14 protein-coding genes are annotated in these 14,884 nt (G+C 61.9%); 2 read left to right on the top strand and 12 right to left on the bottom strand.

What is annotated here, in order from left to right; translation table 11 throughout:
* Positions 1-135: 135 nt before the first annotated feature.
* Complete coding sequence (locus ACPFMJ_RS09865; RefSeq protein WP_424363618.1) at positions 136-2,160, top strand: DUF2334 domain-containing protein; 2,025 nt, start codon at positions 136-138, stop codon at positions 2,158-2,160.
* A 280-nt stretch (positions 2,161-2,440) separates the two neighbouring features.
* A complete protein-coding gene (locus tag ACPFMJ_RS09860; RefSeq protein ID WP_424363617.1) occupies positions 2,441-4,426 on the top strand; it encodes a DUF2334 domain-containing protein in 1,986 nt (661 codons plus the stop codon).
* Between the two features lie 600 nt (positions 4,427-5,026).
* On the opposite strand, the gene ACPFMJ_RS09855 is transcribed toward ACPFMJ_RS09860, so the two are convergent.
* From ACPFMJ_RS09855 to ACPFMJ_RS09800, 12 genes are all read right to left on the bottom strand, one after another.
* Positions 5,027-5,278, bottom strand: coding sequence for a hypothetical protein (locus ACPFMJ_RS09855; RefSeq protein ID WP_424363616.1), 252 nt, complete (start codon positions 5,276-5,278; stop codon positions 5,027-5,029).
* Positions 5,279-5,400: 122 nt separating this feature from the next.
* Positions 5,401-5,562, bottom strand: a complete 162-nt coding sequence (locus ACPFMJ_RS09850; RefSeq protein ID WP_424363615.1) for a hypothetical protein — start codon at positions 5,560-5,562, stop codon at positions 5,401-5,403.
* Positions 5,563-5,578: 16 nt separating this feature from the next.
* A complete protein-coding gene (locus ACPFMJ_RS09845; RefSeq protein WP_424363614.1) occupies positions 5,579-5,974 on the bottom strand; it encodes a hypothetical protein in 396 nt (131 codons plus the stop codon).
* Complete coding sequence (locus tag ACPFMJ_RS09840; RefSeq protein ID WP_424363613.1) at positions 5,974-6,801, bottom strand: lysozyme; 828 nt, start codon at positions 6,799-6,801, stop codon at positions 5,974-5,976. Before ACPFMJ_RS09840 ends, ACPFMJ_RS09845 begins: the two co-directional genes overlap by 1 nt.
* 376 nt (positions 6,802-7,177) lie before the next feature.
* On the bottom strand, positions 7,178-7,300 hold the full coding sequence (locus ACPFMJ_RS09835; RefSeq protein ID WP_424363612.1) for a hypothetical protein: 123 nt from the start codon (positions 7,298-7,300) through the stop codon (positions 7,178-7,180).
* Positions 7,301-7,403: 103 nt separating this feature from the next.
* A complete protein-coding gene (locus tag ACPFMJ_RS09830) occupies positions 7,404-7,607 on the bottom strand; it encodes a hypothetical protein (RefSeq protein WP_424363611.1) in 204 nt (67 codons plus the stop codon).
* On the bottom strand, positions 7,607-9,058 hold the full coding sequence (locus tag ACPFMJ_RS09825) for a collagen-like triple helix repeat-containing protein (RefSeq protein ID WP_424363610.1): 1,452 nt from the start codon (positions 9,056-9,058) through the stop codon (positions 7,607-7,609). The genes ACPFMJ_RS09830 and ACPFMJ_RS09825 overlap by 1 nt, the downstream gene beginning before the upstream one ends.
* On the bottom strand, positions 9,051-9,425 hold the full coding sequence (locus tag ACPFMJ_RS09820; protein WP_424363609.1) for a hypothetical protein: 375 nt from the start codon (positions 9,423-9,425) through the stop codon (positions 9,051-9,053). Before ACPFMJ_RS09820 ends, ACPFMJ_RS09825 begins: the two co-directional genes overlap by 8 nt.
* A gap of 10 nt (positions 9,426-9,435) precedes the next feature.
* Positions 9,436-10,281: a hypothetical protein gene (locus ACPFMJ_RS09815; protein ID WP_424363608.1), complete on the bottom strand. Its 846-nt coding sequence runs from the start codon at positions 10,279-10,281 to the stop codon at positions 9,436-9,438.
* A gap of 9 nt (positions 10,282-10,290) precedes the next feature.
* Positions 10,291-12,060, bottom strand: a complete 1,770-nt coding sequence (locus ACPFMJ_RS09810; RefSeq protein WP_424363607.1) for a hypothetical protein — start codon at positions 12,058-12,060, stop codon at positions 10,291-10,293.
* A complete protein-coding gene (locus ACPFMJ_RS09805; protein WP_424363606.1) occupies positions 12,060-12,269 on the bottom strand; it encodes a hypothetical protein in 210 nt (69 codons plus the stop codon). The genes ACPFMJ_RS09810 and ACPFMJ_RS09805 overlap by 1 nt, the downstream gene beginning before the upstream one ends.
* Positions 12,266-14,884, bottom strand: a complete 2,619-nt coding sequence (locus ACPFMJ_RS09800; protein ID WP_424363605.1) for a hypothetical protein — start codon at positions 14,882-14,884, stop codon at positions 12,266-12,268. Before ACPFMJ_RS09800 ends, ACPFMJ_RS09805 begins: the two co-directional genes overlap by 4 nt.

Below are 14,884 nucleotides of genomic sequence, written 5' to 3'. Positions count from 1 at the left end.
CTCTTTGATTCAAAAAGTCAAATTTATCACGGATAAATTCGAGAATTTATTTCTGGATTGTGGCTTGAACCGCGTATAGGTTTTAATAGTTAACTATTAGTTAATGGCGGTACTGTGTTTTAATGGAGCAGCGATATGAGTTCCGAGTTCAAAATCCGTCGTCGTCAATTGCTCCTCGGCGTGGCGGCGGGATTAGCGCAATCCGCGGTCCCGTCGAACATTTTGGCAGAGCAACTGGAGCCCGTTACGCCGAGGTTGGGCAAGAGGCGGGGCGCGCAGGACGATATGATCCCGAAGGATCCGTCCAATCCGTTTTTCAGGCCGCAGGGCGGACGGCGGACGAAACCTGTAGAGGTTCCGCGATCGATCGACGGCGAGGGGCTCGAAAAGGAAGACAAGAAGCGCAAAGACAAAGGCGCGTTGCTCGAGCCTGAATCGGAGCCCGAAGCGAAGATCGAATTTGCAGCGGCGACCGACGCCGACGAAGGGCTGATCCAGACCGCCGCTTTCACGATCCCTGCGCTTTCGCTGGATGACGAGAACATCGAAACCGTGCAGGTAGCGGCGCCCTCGGGGACGCTCGTGCTCTTCGACACCTCGGGGGCATGGGGGTGGCTGGGCGAACTCTACGGCATCATGATCGCCAATCTCGCGAGCCATTTCGGCTCCTACACGCTTATGCCGGTCAATCAATACACCGCAGGCAAGATGGCCAGTTACAAGGCGGTGGTCTATGTCGGATCGACATATGAAGAGACGGGTCTTGCGACGAGTCCGTTCCTCACGGACATACCAAATAATCAAACAGTCAATGTCGTATGGATCGCCCACAATATTTGGCTGTTGCCGTCGCTCTCCGCGACCTACAACATCCCGTTGACGTTCTACGAGTATCCGTCGCCGACGAGCCCGATGAGGGTGGTCGACGCCGTCAAATACAAGGGCGTCAGTTTCAAGAGATACGACCAAAACGCAGACGGCATCATGACCTTTGGCGCTCTGGGCGCCGGCGTGACGGCGCTTGCGAACTGCGTGCGCAAGGACCTTACCGAGTTCCCTTGGGCGGTGCGCTCCAAGAACCTCACCTATATTGGCGAAAATCCGCTCGTCTATCTCACGGAGGGCGACCGCTACCTGATTTTCTGCGATCTCTTGTTCGATGCGCTTGGCGCCACGCCGGTTGCAACGGGGCCGCGCGCCATCCTGCGTCTCGAGGACAACGACTTCCAGTCCGAGCCTACCAAGCTCCGGCAGGTGGCGGATTGGTTGCAATCGCAGGGCGTGCCGTTCGGCTATCACATCGTCCCGCGTTATCGCGACCCGCTCGGTTTCTACAATAACGGCGCGGCTCAAAATATCGCATTCACCAACAGGAGTCAGAGGGCGTTCCGCAATGCCCTGGTCTATTTGCAAGGCAAGGGCGGCGTGCCCATCCTGCATGGGTGGACGCACCAATATTACAACACCGCCAATGACCCGAATGGTCTGCCTTATATGCTGAACCCGGAAACGGGCGTCTCGGCGGACGACTGCGAGTTCTTTCGCCTCATCTGGAACGCAAGTACCAGCACATTCACCTATGCGGGACCGCTGCCCGAGGATCTCGCGAACCACCGGAACAAGGTCAACACCTGGGTGGCCGGGCGCATGACGAGCGCACTGAATGAAATCACCACGGCGTTCACCAACGACGGGCTGACGGCGGCGAAGGTCACGGCGAACACGCCGACGCTTTTCACGACGCCGCACTATCTCGGCACCGCCACCACGATGATGGCCTCGTCGGTGAGGTTCGCTGCGCGCGCGGAAAGAGCGCTCTATTTCGGCGGCACATTGGCGGCGAAGGCGGCGTCTCCTTTCGACTACACGAAGATCGACTACACCAAACTCGCCGGCCAGTATTTCCCTTACACGGTGAGGGATATCTATGGCGGCAAGGTGCTTCCGGACACGCTCGGCTCGATCGAACCGACGGCTTATCTCGGCTATGCCGCCCGGTTGCCGGAGGACATTATCGCGGACGCCGCCAGGATCAAGGCGGTGCGCGACGGCGTAGCGGCGTTCCAGTACCACTCCTATCTGGACATCAGCTACCTTCAGACCGTCGTCACCGGCCTGAAAAATCTCGGCTACACATTCGTCGCACCGACGTCGCTGTAGTCTTGCAGCGCCGGCGCGACGAAGACCCCCTTCGTCGCGCCGGTCGCACTTGGAAGGCGACCGTTATTGCTTGAGAGCGACTGCGCAGTCTAATAGTAAAGCTCAGGCTTTCGCAAGTTATGCAATCGACGGTTATGGCTTTATCTCTTTGATTCCCAGATAAAAATCATCACTAACTGTAAACAGAAAATTAAATTTCTGGATTGTCCCTTCATCTGCATATAGGTTTTAATAGTTAGCTCGCTCTTGGTGGCGGAAACTGTGTTTTTGGAGCGGTGATATGAGTTCTCAGTTCAAAATCCGTCGTCGTCAATTGCTCCTCGGGGTGGCGGCAGGGTTAGCGCAATCATCGCTCCCCTCGGACCTTCTGGCGCAGTCGCTGCAGCCCGTTCCTTCGAGGCGGAGCAAGAGGCGGGGCGCGCCGGACGATATGATCCCCAAGGATCCGTCCAATCCGTTTTTCAAGCCGCAGGGCGGAGCGCAGACGAAACCTGTTCATCAGGTTCCGCGATTGATCAACGGCGACGGTCTCGAAAAGGACGACAAGAAGCTCAAAGGCAAGGGCGCATTGCTCGAGCCGGACGACGAGATCGAATTCGCGGGGGCGACCGACGCCGACGAGGGGTTGATCCAGACCGCGGCTTTCACGATCCCCGCGCTTTCCCTTGATGAAGAAACCACCAAAATTGCGTCCTCCAGATTCGCGCCGGTGCTGCCGCAGCGGCCGCTGACGCTCGTTCTGTTCGACACCACGGGACAGTGGGGTTGGCTCGGCGAACTCTACGGCATCATGGTCGCCAATCTCGCCAGCCATTTTGGCGGCTATACGCTGATGCCGGTCAGTCAATATACAGCAGGCATGATGGCGAACTACAAGGCGGTCGTCTATGTGGGCTCGACCTATGACGAGACCAGCCTTGCGAACGGCACGACTCCGTTCCTCGCCGATGTTCCGACATACCAGAACGTCAACGTCGTCTGGATCCACGACAACATCTGGCGCCTGCCGTCGATCAATTCGACCTACAAGATTGCCTGGGCCGGCTTCGAGACGCCGCCCTCGTCGGTCGGCGCGGTCACCTACAAGAACGTCAGTTTCAAGCGCTACAACCAGAACCCCGACGGCATCATGACCTACGCGACGCTCGATCCGAGCGTCACGGTGCTGGCGAACTGCGTACGCGCCGACAACACGACCTTCCCTTGGGCGGTGCGTTCGCTGAACCTCACCTATATCGGCGAGAACCCGCTCGTTTATCTCACGGAAGGCGATCGATACCTCATCTTCTGCGATCTGCTGTTCGACGCGTTGGGCGCTACGGAAGCGCCGGGTGGGAAGAAAGCGATCCTGCGTCTCGAGGACAACGACTTCCAGTCCGATCCCGTCAAGCTCCGGCAGGTCGCGGATTGGCTGCAATCGCAGGGCGTGCCCTTCGGCTATCACATCATCCCGCGCTATCGCGACCCGTTTGGCTTCTACAATAACGGTCAGCCGCAGGACATCAGGTTCAACAATCCCGCCATGGCGGGCTTCCGCGACGCGATCGTCTACTTCCAAGGCAAGGGCGGGGTGCCGATCCTGCACGGATGGACGCACCAATATTACAACATCAATTATGTGTCCGAAGCGCTTAACCCGGAAACGGGCGTCTCGGCGGATGATTGCGAGTTCTTCCGTCTCATCTGGAATGCGGGCGCCTCCACGTTCACCTATGCGGGACCTCTGCCACAGGACATCCAGGACCATCAGAATAACGTCAACACCTGGGTTTCGGGTCGCATGACGAGCGCGCTGAACGATATCGCGCTGGATCCGCGGATCACCTTGCCGACGCTTTTCACGACGCCGCACTATCTCGGCACGACCACGACGCTGAACGCCGCGTCTCAAAAATTCGCTGCGCGCGCTGAAAGAGCGCTATATTACCCGGGCATATTGGCGGCGAAGTCGGGCGGCTCCTTCGACTACAGGCTGATCGACTATTCGAAAATGGCCGGCCAGTATTTCCCGTACAAGGTGAAAGACATCTATGGCGGCAAGGTGCTGCCCGACACGCTCGGCTCAATCGAGCCTGTGGCGTATCTCGGCTACGCCGCCCGTCTTCCGCAGGACATTATCGACGATGCGGCGCGACTCCTGGCGGTGCGCGACGGCGTAGCGGCGTTCCAGTATCACTCCGATCTGGACATCAGCTACCTTCAGGCCGTGGTCACCGGTCTGAAAAATCTCGGCTACACGTTCGTCGCTCCGACGTCGCTGGTGTAGCCTTGCAGCGCCGACGCGACGGAGCGCGCCTCCGTCGCGCCGATCGCGCATAGGCGGCTTACGCTGAATGGCTTCAAACGCGCTCGCCGTGGCGGGACGCGTTTTATCGCCGTTGGGAATGCCGTCGCATCCCCTCGACGACTTCAGGAAGCGCGTCCGCCACGGCGAGGCTGTGCGCCGTTTGATTTCGCGTGAGCGAGCAGGCGCGCGTTTCCGAGCGGAAGGCGACCATATCCGATTGCGTGATTTGGAAGATGGCGAGAGAGACGGGGCTCGAACCCGCGACCTCCGGCGTGACAGGCCGAAGATATAAAAGAAAAATCAGCGGCCTATGATTTGTAACGGAGCATGTTCGCCTACGCGATATCAATAACTTCCGCGCGCGGATTCGTAATGGAATTGAGGTGACGACGAACGTCTTTCGGGCCGAACGAATCCCCCGTCCAGCCGGATGATTGGAGCCCGTCCGAGGGCCTTTCGCTCGCGCCCATTTATGAACTCGCCGGCGGGCCCGGGAACGATGAGACCGGCGCAGGGGACGAAACAACAAAAAGCCCGGCGTGGCGGAGCCAGCCGGGCTACATTGGTTGAGGCAGGGCGCTACTCCAGCGGCGCGCAGCGCGGCGGCCGTCGCCACCATGTCACGTAGATTTTGGCGACGATCTGCACGAGCACCCAGAACGCGGCGAGGTAGTAACCCGCGTCGGCGGCGAGTCCTGCGCCTTGGTGGAACATATCGCGCCAGTACGTCCCAGCCGCAACGCCGCCGGCGACGCCGGCGCCGATGGTTTCAGCGATCGGCGTCGTCAGCGCCTGCGCCGCGTTGGAAAAATGTTGCTGCATATTCGGCATGCCGCTGCATCCCCTAACCACGTTTTAAGATCGTTGAGCATTATGGTCGGCAGCCGCTCAACACCCTTCCTGTTCGAGCGGCTAGAGGCGCGCCGGGCGCTGCCGTACCCGCGCGCCTCGTCTCACTCTCCGAACTCCCGCCGCACGTCGGCATAAAACGCCTGGCAGTCTCCAACCGCGCGATTGGCCATGTGCGCCGCGCGGCGGTTTTCCAACGCGAAGATTTCGAGATGCTTGCCTTCCGTCGCGTCCGGCAGCGGCGCCTTGCGGCAGGCTTCCGCCATGGGTGGCAGAATCGGCTTAACGATTTCCGGCCTTGTCGATCTGTTGCACGCGGCGCACGCGAGCGCGGTCAATGCGGCAATCATCGGCTTTGCGGGCTTCATGGACGGGGCCTTTCTTCGCGATGGCGGAATTCAAGCGATCGATCTCCGCCTGCATGGCGTCGGCGTGCGCGTTGGCCATATGGATGTTTAGGCGGTCCTTGGCGCGGAGCTCATCGGTTGCCTTGGCCTCGCGGGCGCGCTCAACGATGACGGCCTGCTGGGCTGCGGCGATGGCTGCTGCCTCACGCTCGGCGCAGCGCTCATCGGCGCGGTGGCCGGACCAGAGCCACGCGACCGCGAACGCGATTATGATTTGGCCGATGCGGGAGGCGGCGAAGTCGCGGAGAAAGGTGAGGAGGATGGCGGGCATTAGGCCTCGCCTCCGCCGGCCGCGAACACAGCGTCCTCAACCCGCGCGGCCTGGATCCGCGACGCGGCGCGCCAGGCGATGAAGACGAGCGCGGCGATTGTGACCGTGACGCCGAGCGCGATGAAGAGCGGAGCATAGGTCTTGAGCAACTCGATAGTCGGCGCGCCAGCGTCCCACCCTTGCGCAAGATCACGCGCCTGCTGGGCATAATCCTTGGCTTGCGCCGCCGCGCTCATCGCGTCGCCCACGCCAATCGTCGCAGCGCCGTTCTTGATCTTGTCGGCCAGCGTCACCGTGCGGGAGCCGGAGGCGCGGAGATAGTCGACAGAGACCCCTTCGTCTTCATGGAGATCGTCGGCCGCGATGAAGCGCACGGGAGCGCCGGTCTGGCCAACCTCGGTCGCTGCGAGGAACTGCGCGCGCTCGCCTTTACGACGGCCTGTGATTTCCGGTGGCTTGTTCCACATCAGAAAGGCGTCGCCGGCGCCGCGGTAGTTGCCTGCGTTGAGACGGCGGACAACGGTCGAATTGCGGAATCCGCCCGTCCCGATGTTGAAGCAAAGCGAGACGAGCGCGTCGAACTGCCCCTGCGTCATTGGCACAGTCACGGCGTTGACGACAGCCGACTCGAACTTGCGAAGGTCGCGGGTCAGGATGGCGTCGACTTCGGCCTTGCCGATGACCATTCCGGGCGTGACGAACGGAGGGCCCGCCGCCGACGTGTGGCCGACGCCGATCGTAAGCACGCCAACTGAATCCTTGTATACCTTCGTCTTGAAGCCCTCGCGCTGGATCAACAGCGCGCGACCTTGTGCGCTCATCTGCATGGTTGAGACCTTCTGTGTTTAGTGGTAAAAATTGCTGGTGAAGGCGAGAGCTGCTTTTGCAGGTTCTGGTTCGATTCCAGATGCGAGCGGTTAGGTCTGCTCGCATGGCGAAAATGGTAGAGGCGCTCGCCTTCACTCCTCCGTCCAATGTTTCCCGCATCGTCCACTATTCCCGGTCCGATCCCCGAACATGACCCGGGCGAGCCCGATCACGTCGCGCGCAATCCAGCCGGCGGCGAAGGCCGCAGCGATGCAGAACGCCATGGCGTGTTCCTGTTGTTGGTGGTAGATCGATGTAAGTGGGAGCGGAGCCGGTGGAAGCGCCTCATTACTGTGAGCGTGTCCCCGCGAGTGATCCAGGGATACCGCGTCGCTCTCACATCTTCCGCTTGCGCCAATCCGCCCACTTGAACGCCGGCCGCCGCGCATACGCGAACGCGTCCCGCACGATCCAAAGCGACAGCGCCCCGGCTTCAAGAGACGCGCCGAGAACGACCATCCACAGCGTTTCAGCTATCACAGCCTCCTGAGACCAGAGACGAGCGCAAGCAGCCACCACGCCAGCGCGAGCGGGAATAGGGCGCGGAACCGGCGCGGGGCCTTCATTCGACGGCGCCGTTGTGGAGAATGCGCTTGCGGATGTTGAACGCCAGCGTCACGGATCTGAGCGTCTCGTCATCGAGATAGGGCTCAAGCGGCGGGATGAGGTCGACATAGGCGCGGTCCAGATCGTCGGCGCTCTCGGCGGCTGAGAAGGCGGCGAGGGCGGCCTGCAGGTCGCGGTCGATGGAGGTTGGCGCCGTCATTAGGTCCACGTCCCGCCGCTTGCCGCGTCAGCCGCGCCAAGTTTTCGAATGATGATATATGACCCGGCCTTCACGACCGCCGCAGCCGCAACGCCAAGCGAAACTTGCGGGATGACTGTCCCCTGGGATGTGACATTGATCGTCCCTCGAATTCTCGCGTAGCCAACGGCCGACGTGCTCGCCGCTACTATGGCAGTATTAGCTGCGACATTGTATTGCGTCGCATAAAATGTTCCGGTTGCCGTCGCTTGATTTGCGACTTTTGCTGCAATTGTATCAAATGCAAATGTAAATGTAGCCGCGCCACCAAAGGCAAACCCGAATGCGCCGCTAGATGTCGACATGCTGTTAAGAGAGAAATAGCACTCAAACTCGTATATGCCGGTTTCGAGGGTAATCTCTCCGTTTGTGCTGACGTTGAAAAGCTTCTGCGCCGCCGTCTGACTCGTCAGCGTATAGTCGCTTTGGAGGCGGGCCCATGCGTAAAGGTCGCCACTGCCTCCCCCGCTCGGCGTCGCCCACGTCCCATCCCCGCGCCAGAACGTCGAAGAACTTGCGCTTGTGCCGCCGTTGAGGTTCGCGACAGGGAGATTGCCCGTAACGTCGCCCGTCGAGAGGTCAGCCGCGCCCTTCGTCGCAAGTGCGCCGAGCCCCAAATTCGTCCGCGCCGTTGACGCGCTGGCGAGATCGGAAAGGTTAGCCGACTTCTGCGCGGCGCCCGTGATGCGGCTGTCATCGCCGGCGGCGACAGTGCCTGTCGTCGTCCCGGTGTTTTTCGCCGCCGCGTCGCCGAGAGATGGCACCCCGGTGAGGTCGGAATAGGCGCCAGAGGTCGCGACCGCCGCGAGCCCCAACACGTCGCCTGCGGAATGGGTGTGCGACGCCGCGGCGAAGGCGGTGGAAGCCTGCGTCGCCGCCGTTCCAAGGCCGAGCGTCGTTCGCGCGGTCGCGGCGTCTGTGTCGTCGAGAAGCGACAGGCCGAACGCCGACGCCTGCGAGTCGTCGATCTTGTTATCCAGCGCGGTTTGCAGGCCGGTGACATCCGAGATGGCGTGGCCATGCCCGAGAGCCGAATAGCGCGCATCGCCGCGCGCGTCGGTGTGGTATTGCGTGTGGTCGTCGTCGGAGAGCCCGGTGAGGGCGCCGTGGTCGGTGACGCCGCCGCCGGTCTGGTCGACCCATGCCGTGTCGTGATCTGCGGCGCTGGCCTTCACGAGGACTTGCCCGGTCGTCCCGCCAATCGGGACGCCGACGCCATTCGCGCCTGCTGGGCCTGTCGCTCCGGTCGAGCCCGCCGGGCCTGTCGCGCCAGCGGGCCCCGTTGGGCCAGCGGGCCCAATATCGCCAGCCGGCCCAGCCGCCCCCGTCGCGCCGGCAGGACCTTGAACGCCCGTCGTGACTTCGATAACGGCGGCGGGCGCGGCGACGGTGATTTCGATCACATCAGGCATCGTCGTTCGCCCCCCAATTCACGACATTGAGATAGCCGAGCAACAGCGTCGTCTCCGCCCCGCCGATGCGGCGCTCAATCTCGTATTTGGCAACCTTGCCCTCCGGTAGCGCGCGTGAATTCGCGACCGTCAGGGCGATTGAGATTGCGCCGGTCGTCGGGTCTGAAATCGTGATCCCGCTTGAAGGGGACGATTTGCTCAGTGAGCCCCCGTCCCAAACCGCGCGGAAGATGATCGTGGAGCCGGTGAGGTCGAGTGGATTTACCTTCGCCGCATCTTCGTAGAACGTGATGGGGATCGTCTTCGAATTCCCGGCGACAATCTCAATGTCGTAACGCGCGACCGTTGTTGGGTTGGTGCAGGCCATCGTGCCTTCCTTACATCGCGGCGGTGCGCGAGATTTCGCGATAGGTCGTCCCGTCTCCGATGAAGCGGACGACGAATTCCTTGGCGGTCGTCGTGCCAGTCGAGAGGACGCCTTGGGATTTGAAATTCGTGCCGAAGGTGATGTCTCGCGACGTCGTTCCGCTCGTCGTGACGATGATGGTGAATTCGTCTTTCAGCACGGAAGTCGCATTGATCGTCGCGTCGCCGGCCGGCGTGATCGTCGCGTCGCCAAGCGCCGGGTCCAGCGAGATCGCGCCGCTCGTCGCAAGCGCCCGCGTCGCCCGGTCGAGGTCTCCGAAGAGCTTCCAAATATTCGTCCCGGTCTTTTCGAGCCCTACCCACGCGCCTTTGCGCGCCGTCGCCTTGGCGCGGCCCGCCGGCGCGGTGATTGTGACGCCGGCGGCGCCCGCGAAGGAGATCGCCCCGCCGCTATGCAGGAACGTGATCTGCTCGCCAATATCGAACGGAACGTCGGCATTTGCAGGCACTGTGACTGCGACTCCGCTCGTATGCGTGCAGTCCAGGAATTTCCAGCTGTCAATGAGCGCCAGCGTCTTTGTCGTCGCGGCGACTTCAGAATATCCAGGCCGGCTAGTCGGCAGGATCAGCGTGACCGTCGACGCGTCGGAGAAGGTGATGACGGCTTCCGTCGGCGAGGTTTGCTCGATCGAAACGATGCTGAGCGGACCGTCGGCGAGCGCGGCTTGCAGAGCCATGATGGCGTCTGCAAGCGCGTAATTATTGCCGTCATATTGTTCCGCGGTGATCGGCGCGCCGGTCGGCGCCGGCCAGCGCACATCCTCTGTGCGCCAGGCGATGTCGTCGAGAAGAGACATTGGATGTCCTTAAGGAGGCGGGGGAGGCGCGAGTTCTTGGATGCGCGAAAGCGGCATATCCATAATCATCGTCTGGATGTCAGCGAGCGCGATGCCGGTCGGCGCCCACGACGCCCCGTCGAGATACGCATGCGCCGTCGACCCGACGACAAATCCCTGAATGTCGTGCGAGCCGTTCGAAATCTGCAGCCACGACTTGAGGCCGGAGATTGGGTTGCCGCTGACCGTGACGCCGGAGAGCGTCCCGTAGGGCGTGATGAAGTCGACGGCTGAAAAGCCAGCGGAGCCGACGCCGGAGATCAGGTAGCGAGACGACTCCGACTTCGCGAACGGGAAGTTTAGGACGCCGAAGTAATGCTCTTGCGGGTTTGTCACTGTGAACGACTTGCCGAGGAATGACCCCGTCGCCGTGTCAGCCGGGATCAGCGGCGGCGTATCGTCGAAGACAGCGGCAGAAATCGAAAGCGTCTTCATCTCGATTGCGAGGCTATCGAGCCCGCCTGAGCGGCTATAGAACAGCCACGGCACATCGGCGCTCGTCGACCCACTTCCGGGGCGGCTGAAATTCGATCCTCCGCCGCCGAAAGTCGTCTTTGTCGTGTAAAATGTGAATATTGCGTTTGAAGATTTTAAAGACGAGACAGACGCGGAAACCGCCGGGACGACGCCGGAATAATAGGAAATATCCGAGTCGTCGCAGGCATTTAGCAAGAATCCCTCAATGCCGATAGCATCTTGCGCTTCCAGCGTGTAGTAGTAAGTCCCTGAATGGCTTATAGCATATGGCTCATTATTCGGAGCGAAGTCCGTCGACGAGAGCGACACGCTCGTCGCATCCGCGCTGAACACGTCCCATGCCGTGTAATAGGTTCCGCTCGCTCCGTTGAATATCGGCTGCGCCGCCTTGTCGAGACTGCTGGCGGCGAACGACTTTAGCGCGCTCGTCTTCGAGACGACTGTAAACTGGTGGTTCGTTTCGGCGGAAGGCGTCGCAATTGTGCCGCCCATGCCGTCGTCAACGTCTTCGACCTTCAACGGGCAGAACGCGACACAGAAGCCACTTTGCAGCTTCGCCTGCATGGTTTTGAGCTTGTCGCTCCCCCAACTTCCATTGGACTCTTCGTCATAGGTCGGCGTCGGGTCCGTCGAGAGCTTCGACATGGGGATCGCTGCGATGCGATTGCCGGAATAGAAAACCGCCAGATACTTCGCCTCCCAGCTGACGTCGATAATCTGCTGGAATGGGTCGAGACGCCATGGCGGGTTGATGCTCGTTCCGTCGTATTCGGTGATGAGCGGCGTAAGGCCGGTGTAATCGTCATGGCCGGCCCAATCAAGGCGTAGCTCCATCTCCTGCCCGCGGTCGCGGCCGTTATACCACTTCGCCACTTTGACGCGGCGAACCTTGATCCATACGTCTTCGTTTGTCCCTTCGTCTGCGTAGACCTTGATGTCTTCATATTCGAGATGCACAGGCGGGAATGTGCCGGGAGAGAAGAAAGACCAGTCCGTCGCCTGTCCGCGGTCGCGGCCGTTGTAGGTGATGAGCCGCTCAATGACCTCGACGTCGAGCTGACCGCCGTCCCCGTCGATGCTGTGCGTCGAAACCACGCGCCCCGAAGCCGGATCGTTGCGGAACTCATATTCGGTCTCTTGCCCACGATTTCTGCCATCGTAGAAGGTGATCTTGTCGATCACTTTCAAATCGACATAGACGGACGAGTCGTCCGGGTTCTTGATGCGCCGAACCGACGTCGTGCGCGAGGCTTCGACCGCCATTACGCCGTTTCCTCTTTCTGCTTGTGCTTCACATAAAATTGCGTTTGCGACTGGTAGGTGGCGGTGAGAAGCGCCCCTTGCGCATTCCCGCCCCACTCGTGGCGGATTAATCCGTTGCTCTTCGTCAGCGCGGCTCCCGTCGTCAGGCGCGGCGGCGCATAGTCGGGCCGCTGGAACGGCTGGACGATGCGTTCGATCCCGGTTCTCATGCGGCGATGTCGATCATCTTAGGGACGCGCAGATTTGTCGTCTGGACGCGGTAGGAGGTCGTGAAGCTCTGTTCCGTGACCGGCCGCAGATCGAGCGCAAATTTTATCGCGAGCCCCGAGAGAGCGGCGTCGACCGTCGATGGGCCGCGAGAGGCGATAAAACGGTTGCTGTCGAATTCGGGGATCGACATGCCGTCGACATTCAACGGCGGCGTCGGGTTTGCTGCCGCGATGATATAGCGAAGCGACGCCCGCAAGGCGCTTGCTTGAAGGGCCGCGCTCCCGATCCATTGCGCCCGCGCGACAGCCTGCCCTGCCGTGAGTGGGAAGGTCAGCCCGTCGTCATTCGGGGCCGGGGAAGGGGGCGTGTAGCCGACAGCGTCGTCGATCGTCACGACGCCGCCTGCCGTCGACTGCACGCCAGGCGCGAATACCCCCGGCTCGGCATAGACGCCGACGCCGTCCTCGGCGCTCTCTGACCCGCCGTTGCCGATCGACGAAGCCAGCGTCATGTTCACCAGGAACTCGCCGCTCTGCCCGTCGCCGGTCATCTCATAGGAGATGATCTTTCCCGTCACCTGATGGCCCGGCAGCGTCGGCGCCGGAGCAGTCGCGTTCTTACGCAGGCTCACGAGCGGCGCGACATGGAAGGGGCACACGAGCGTCGTCTCGACGCAGCGCGCGCGCTCGATGAGCAACCGTGACGACTTGTTGAGAACATATTCGAGCGACAGCAGACCGCGCGGCGTCGAAAACCAGTTGCGCGCCGTGACGCGGCCCGGATAGCCGCCCGCCGGGATGGAGAGCGACGGCCCGCCCGCGCCGAGCGAAACCCACACCACGCCGCCATCGGCCACGGGCTCCCCGGCCGTCGTCGAGAAAGGCGGCGGAACGGCCGCGCCGGTCGTTCCCGCCTGCGTGCAGATGTGGAATGCGCCGCCCGGCGCTTGCATGCCGAGAGAAACAAAGATCGCCGATCCATCCAGCGTCGGCACGCCGTAGAAGGGCGAGAAGTTCGGCCAGGAGAAATGCGACAGTTGCCCGCTGGCGAGGCAGTATTGAAACGACCCCGTGCGGTCGTCCCGGATGATCTGCCCCTGGGATACGCTCGGCCCCGAGGTGCGCACGCGGGCGGCAGGGAAGAGCGCGGAGCGCATGATCGACAGCGCCGGGACGGGCGCTATGACCGTTCCGCGCGAGACATATGTGTCGGCGGCCCACTCGCCGATTTCCGGAAGGCTGTCGCCGAGAAAGGCGAACGTCGCTGTTCCGTCAGCCGTGGTGAGGTCTGCTTCGTCTCCATAGGCCGGCTCGACGCTGTCCAGCGTTCCAGGCGAGATGCAGATCTGATAGGCGCTCGAACCGCCAATCGGCGGGTTGGTCGGAAGCGCCACCTGGCCACGCGCGACGGCGCCGGACAGCAGCGCGCGCGGCTTTGGCTCCCACATCGGCTTGGAGAGATCCACGCTCGACAGGCTGATCGTCTCGACTTCAGGCGTGCGCCCGGCGTCGGAGAGAACGGGCTGCAAGTCGGCGGCAAGAGAGAAAGAGACGCGCTCGCTGCGGCGACGCTCGGCCTGATATTGCAGATAAAGGCCGCAATCGACGCGATACATCGGGATGTGTCCGACCGTCGCGCTCCAATTGGCGGAAGGGTCGGCGTAATCCTCGCCGATGATCCCGCCCTTTCCTTCCTCCTTGATGACAAAGGTTATGCACGGGGCGCGCGTACGCGGAACCGCAGACGAGCCTGACCCGGATATCGCGTCGCCGTCATTATGGCGCGGCGATTGATCGGTGAAGCCGCCGGAGCTCTGAACTGTGCCGCCGCCGTCGATGTCGTAATAATCCAGCGCCCACGACGCCTGAACGAACCAACCGCCGCCGAGAGAGGCGCCGGCCTTCGGCCAATCCGAGATCAGAGACTTCCCGCTGTAGGAATTGATTGCCCAGGCGCCGACGAAAACAGAGCCGCCGGAATCGATCTGCGACCAGACAGCTTCCGCTTCGGCCGCCACGGCGTCGAGCGGCGGCTGCGTCAGGCGCGGACGCGCGCCCCACAGCACGTCGTCCTCGCCGAGCTCGAGAACCCCATCCTCTCCCGTGAGAAGATGAGAGACCGTCACCGCATGAGCCACGGGGTCGATGTGATAGGCGACCGGCCGCGCGTCGATCACGGCCTGCGGATCGTTGCGATGCGCGGCGTCGACAAACACCGGGTCGAAATACGAGCCGCTCTTAAGCGACTCGGCGAGCACGAGTTGGTCGACCTTCCACCTCGACGAGCGGCCGACGAATTGCAACGTGACGAAAAAATCGTCGATATTCTCCGGATGGCCGACAAGGCGCCCGAAGAACAGCGGGACGACCGCAGACCCGTCCCAATAGGCGAGATAGAGCCAATAATGCTGGCCAGGCGCGATGTATTTGAACGACGGCGCATCGATCCAAGGATTGACGACCTCGATCTCGAGCAGCGCCGCCTCGCCTTCCGACTGCCTGAGAGCGAAGCGGAAGATATCGGTGTCCCAGCGGTAATGCTCCGACCCGAAGACATTGTCGTCTTCGTCAGTCAGCGCCGCGTAGAACGGCCCGCCTGTTCCAGGACCCGCCAC

The organism is Methylocystis parvus, from assembly GCF_049675845.1.
Taxonomy (GTDB): Bacteria; Pseudomonadota; Alphaproteobacteria; order Rhizobiales; family Beijerinckiaceae; genus Methylocystis; species Methylocystis parvus_A.
The sequence above is the reverse complement of the archived record's forward strand: the minus strand, read 5'-3'. Positions and strand labels throughout refer to the sequence as shown.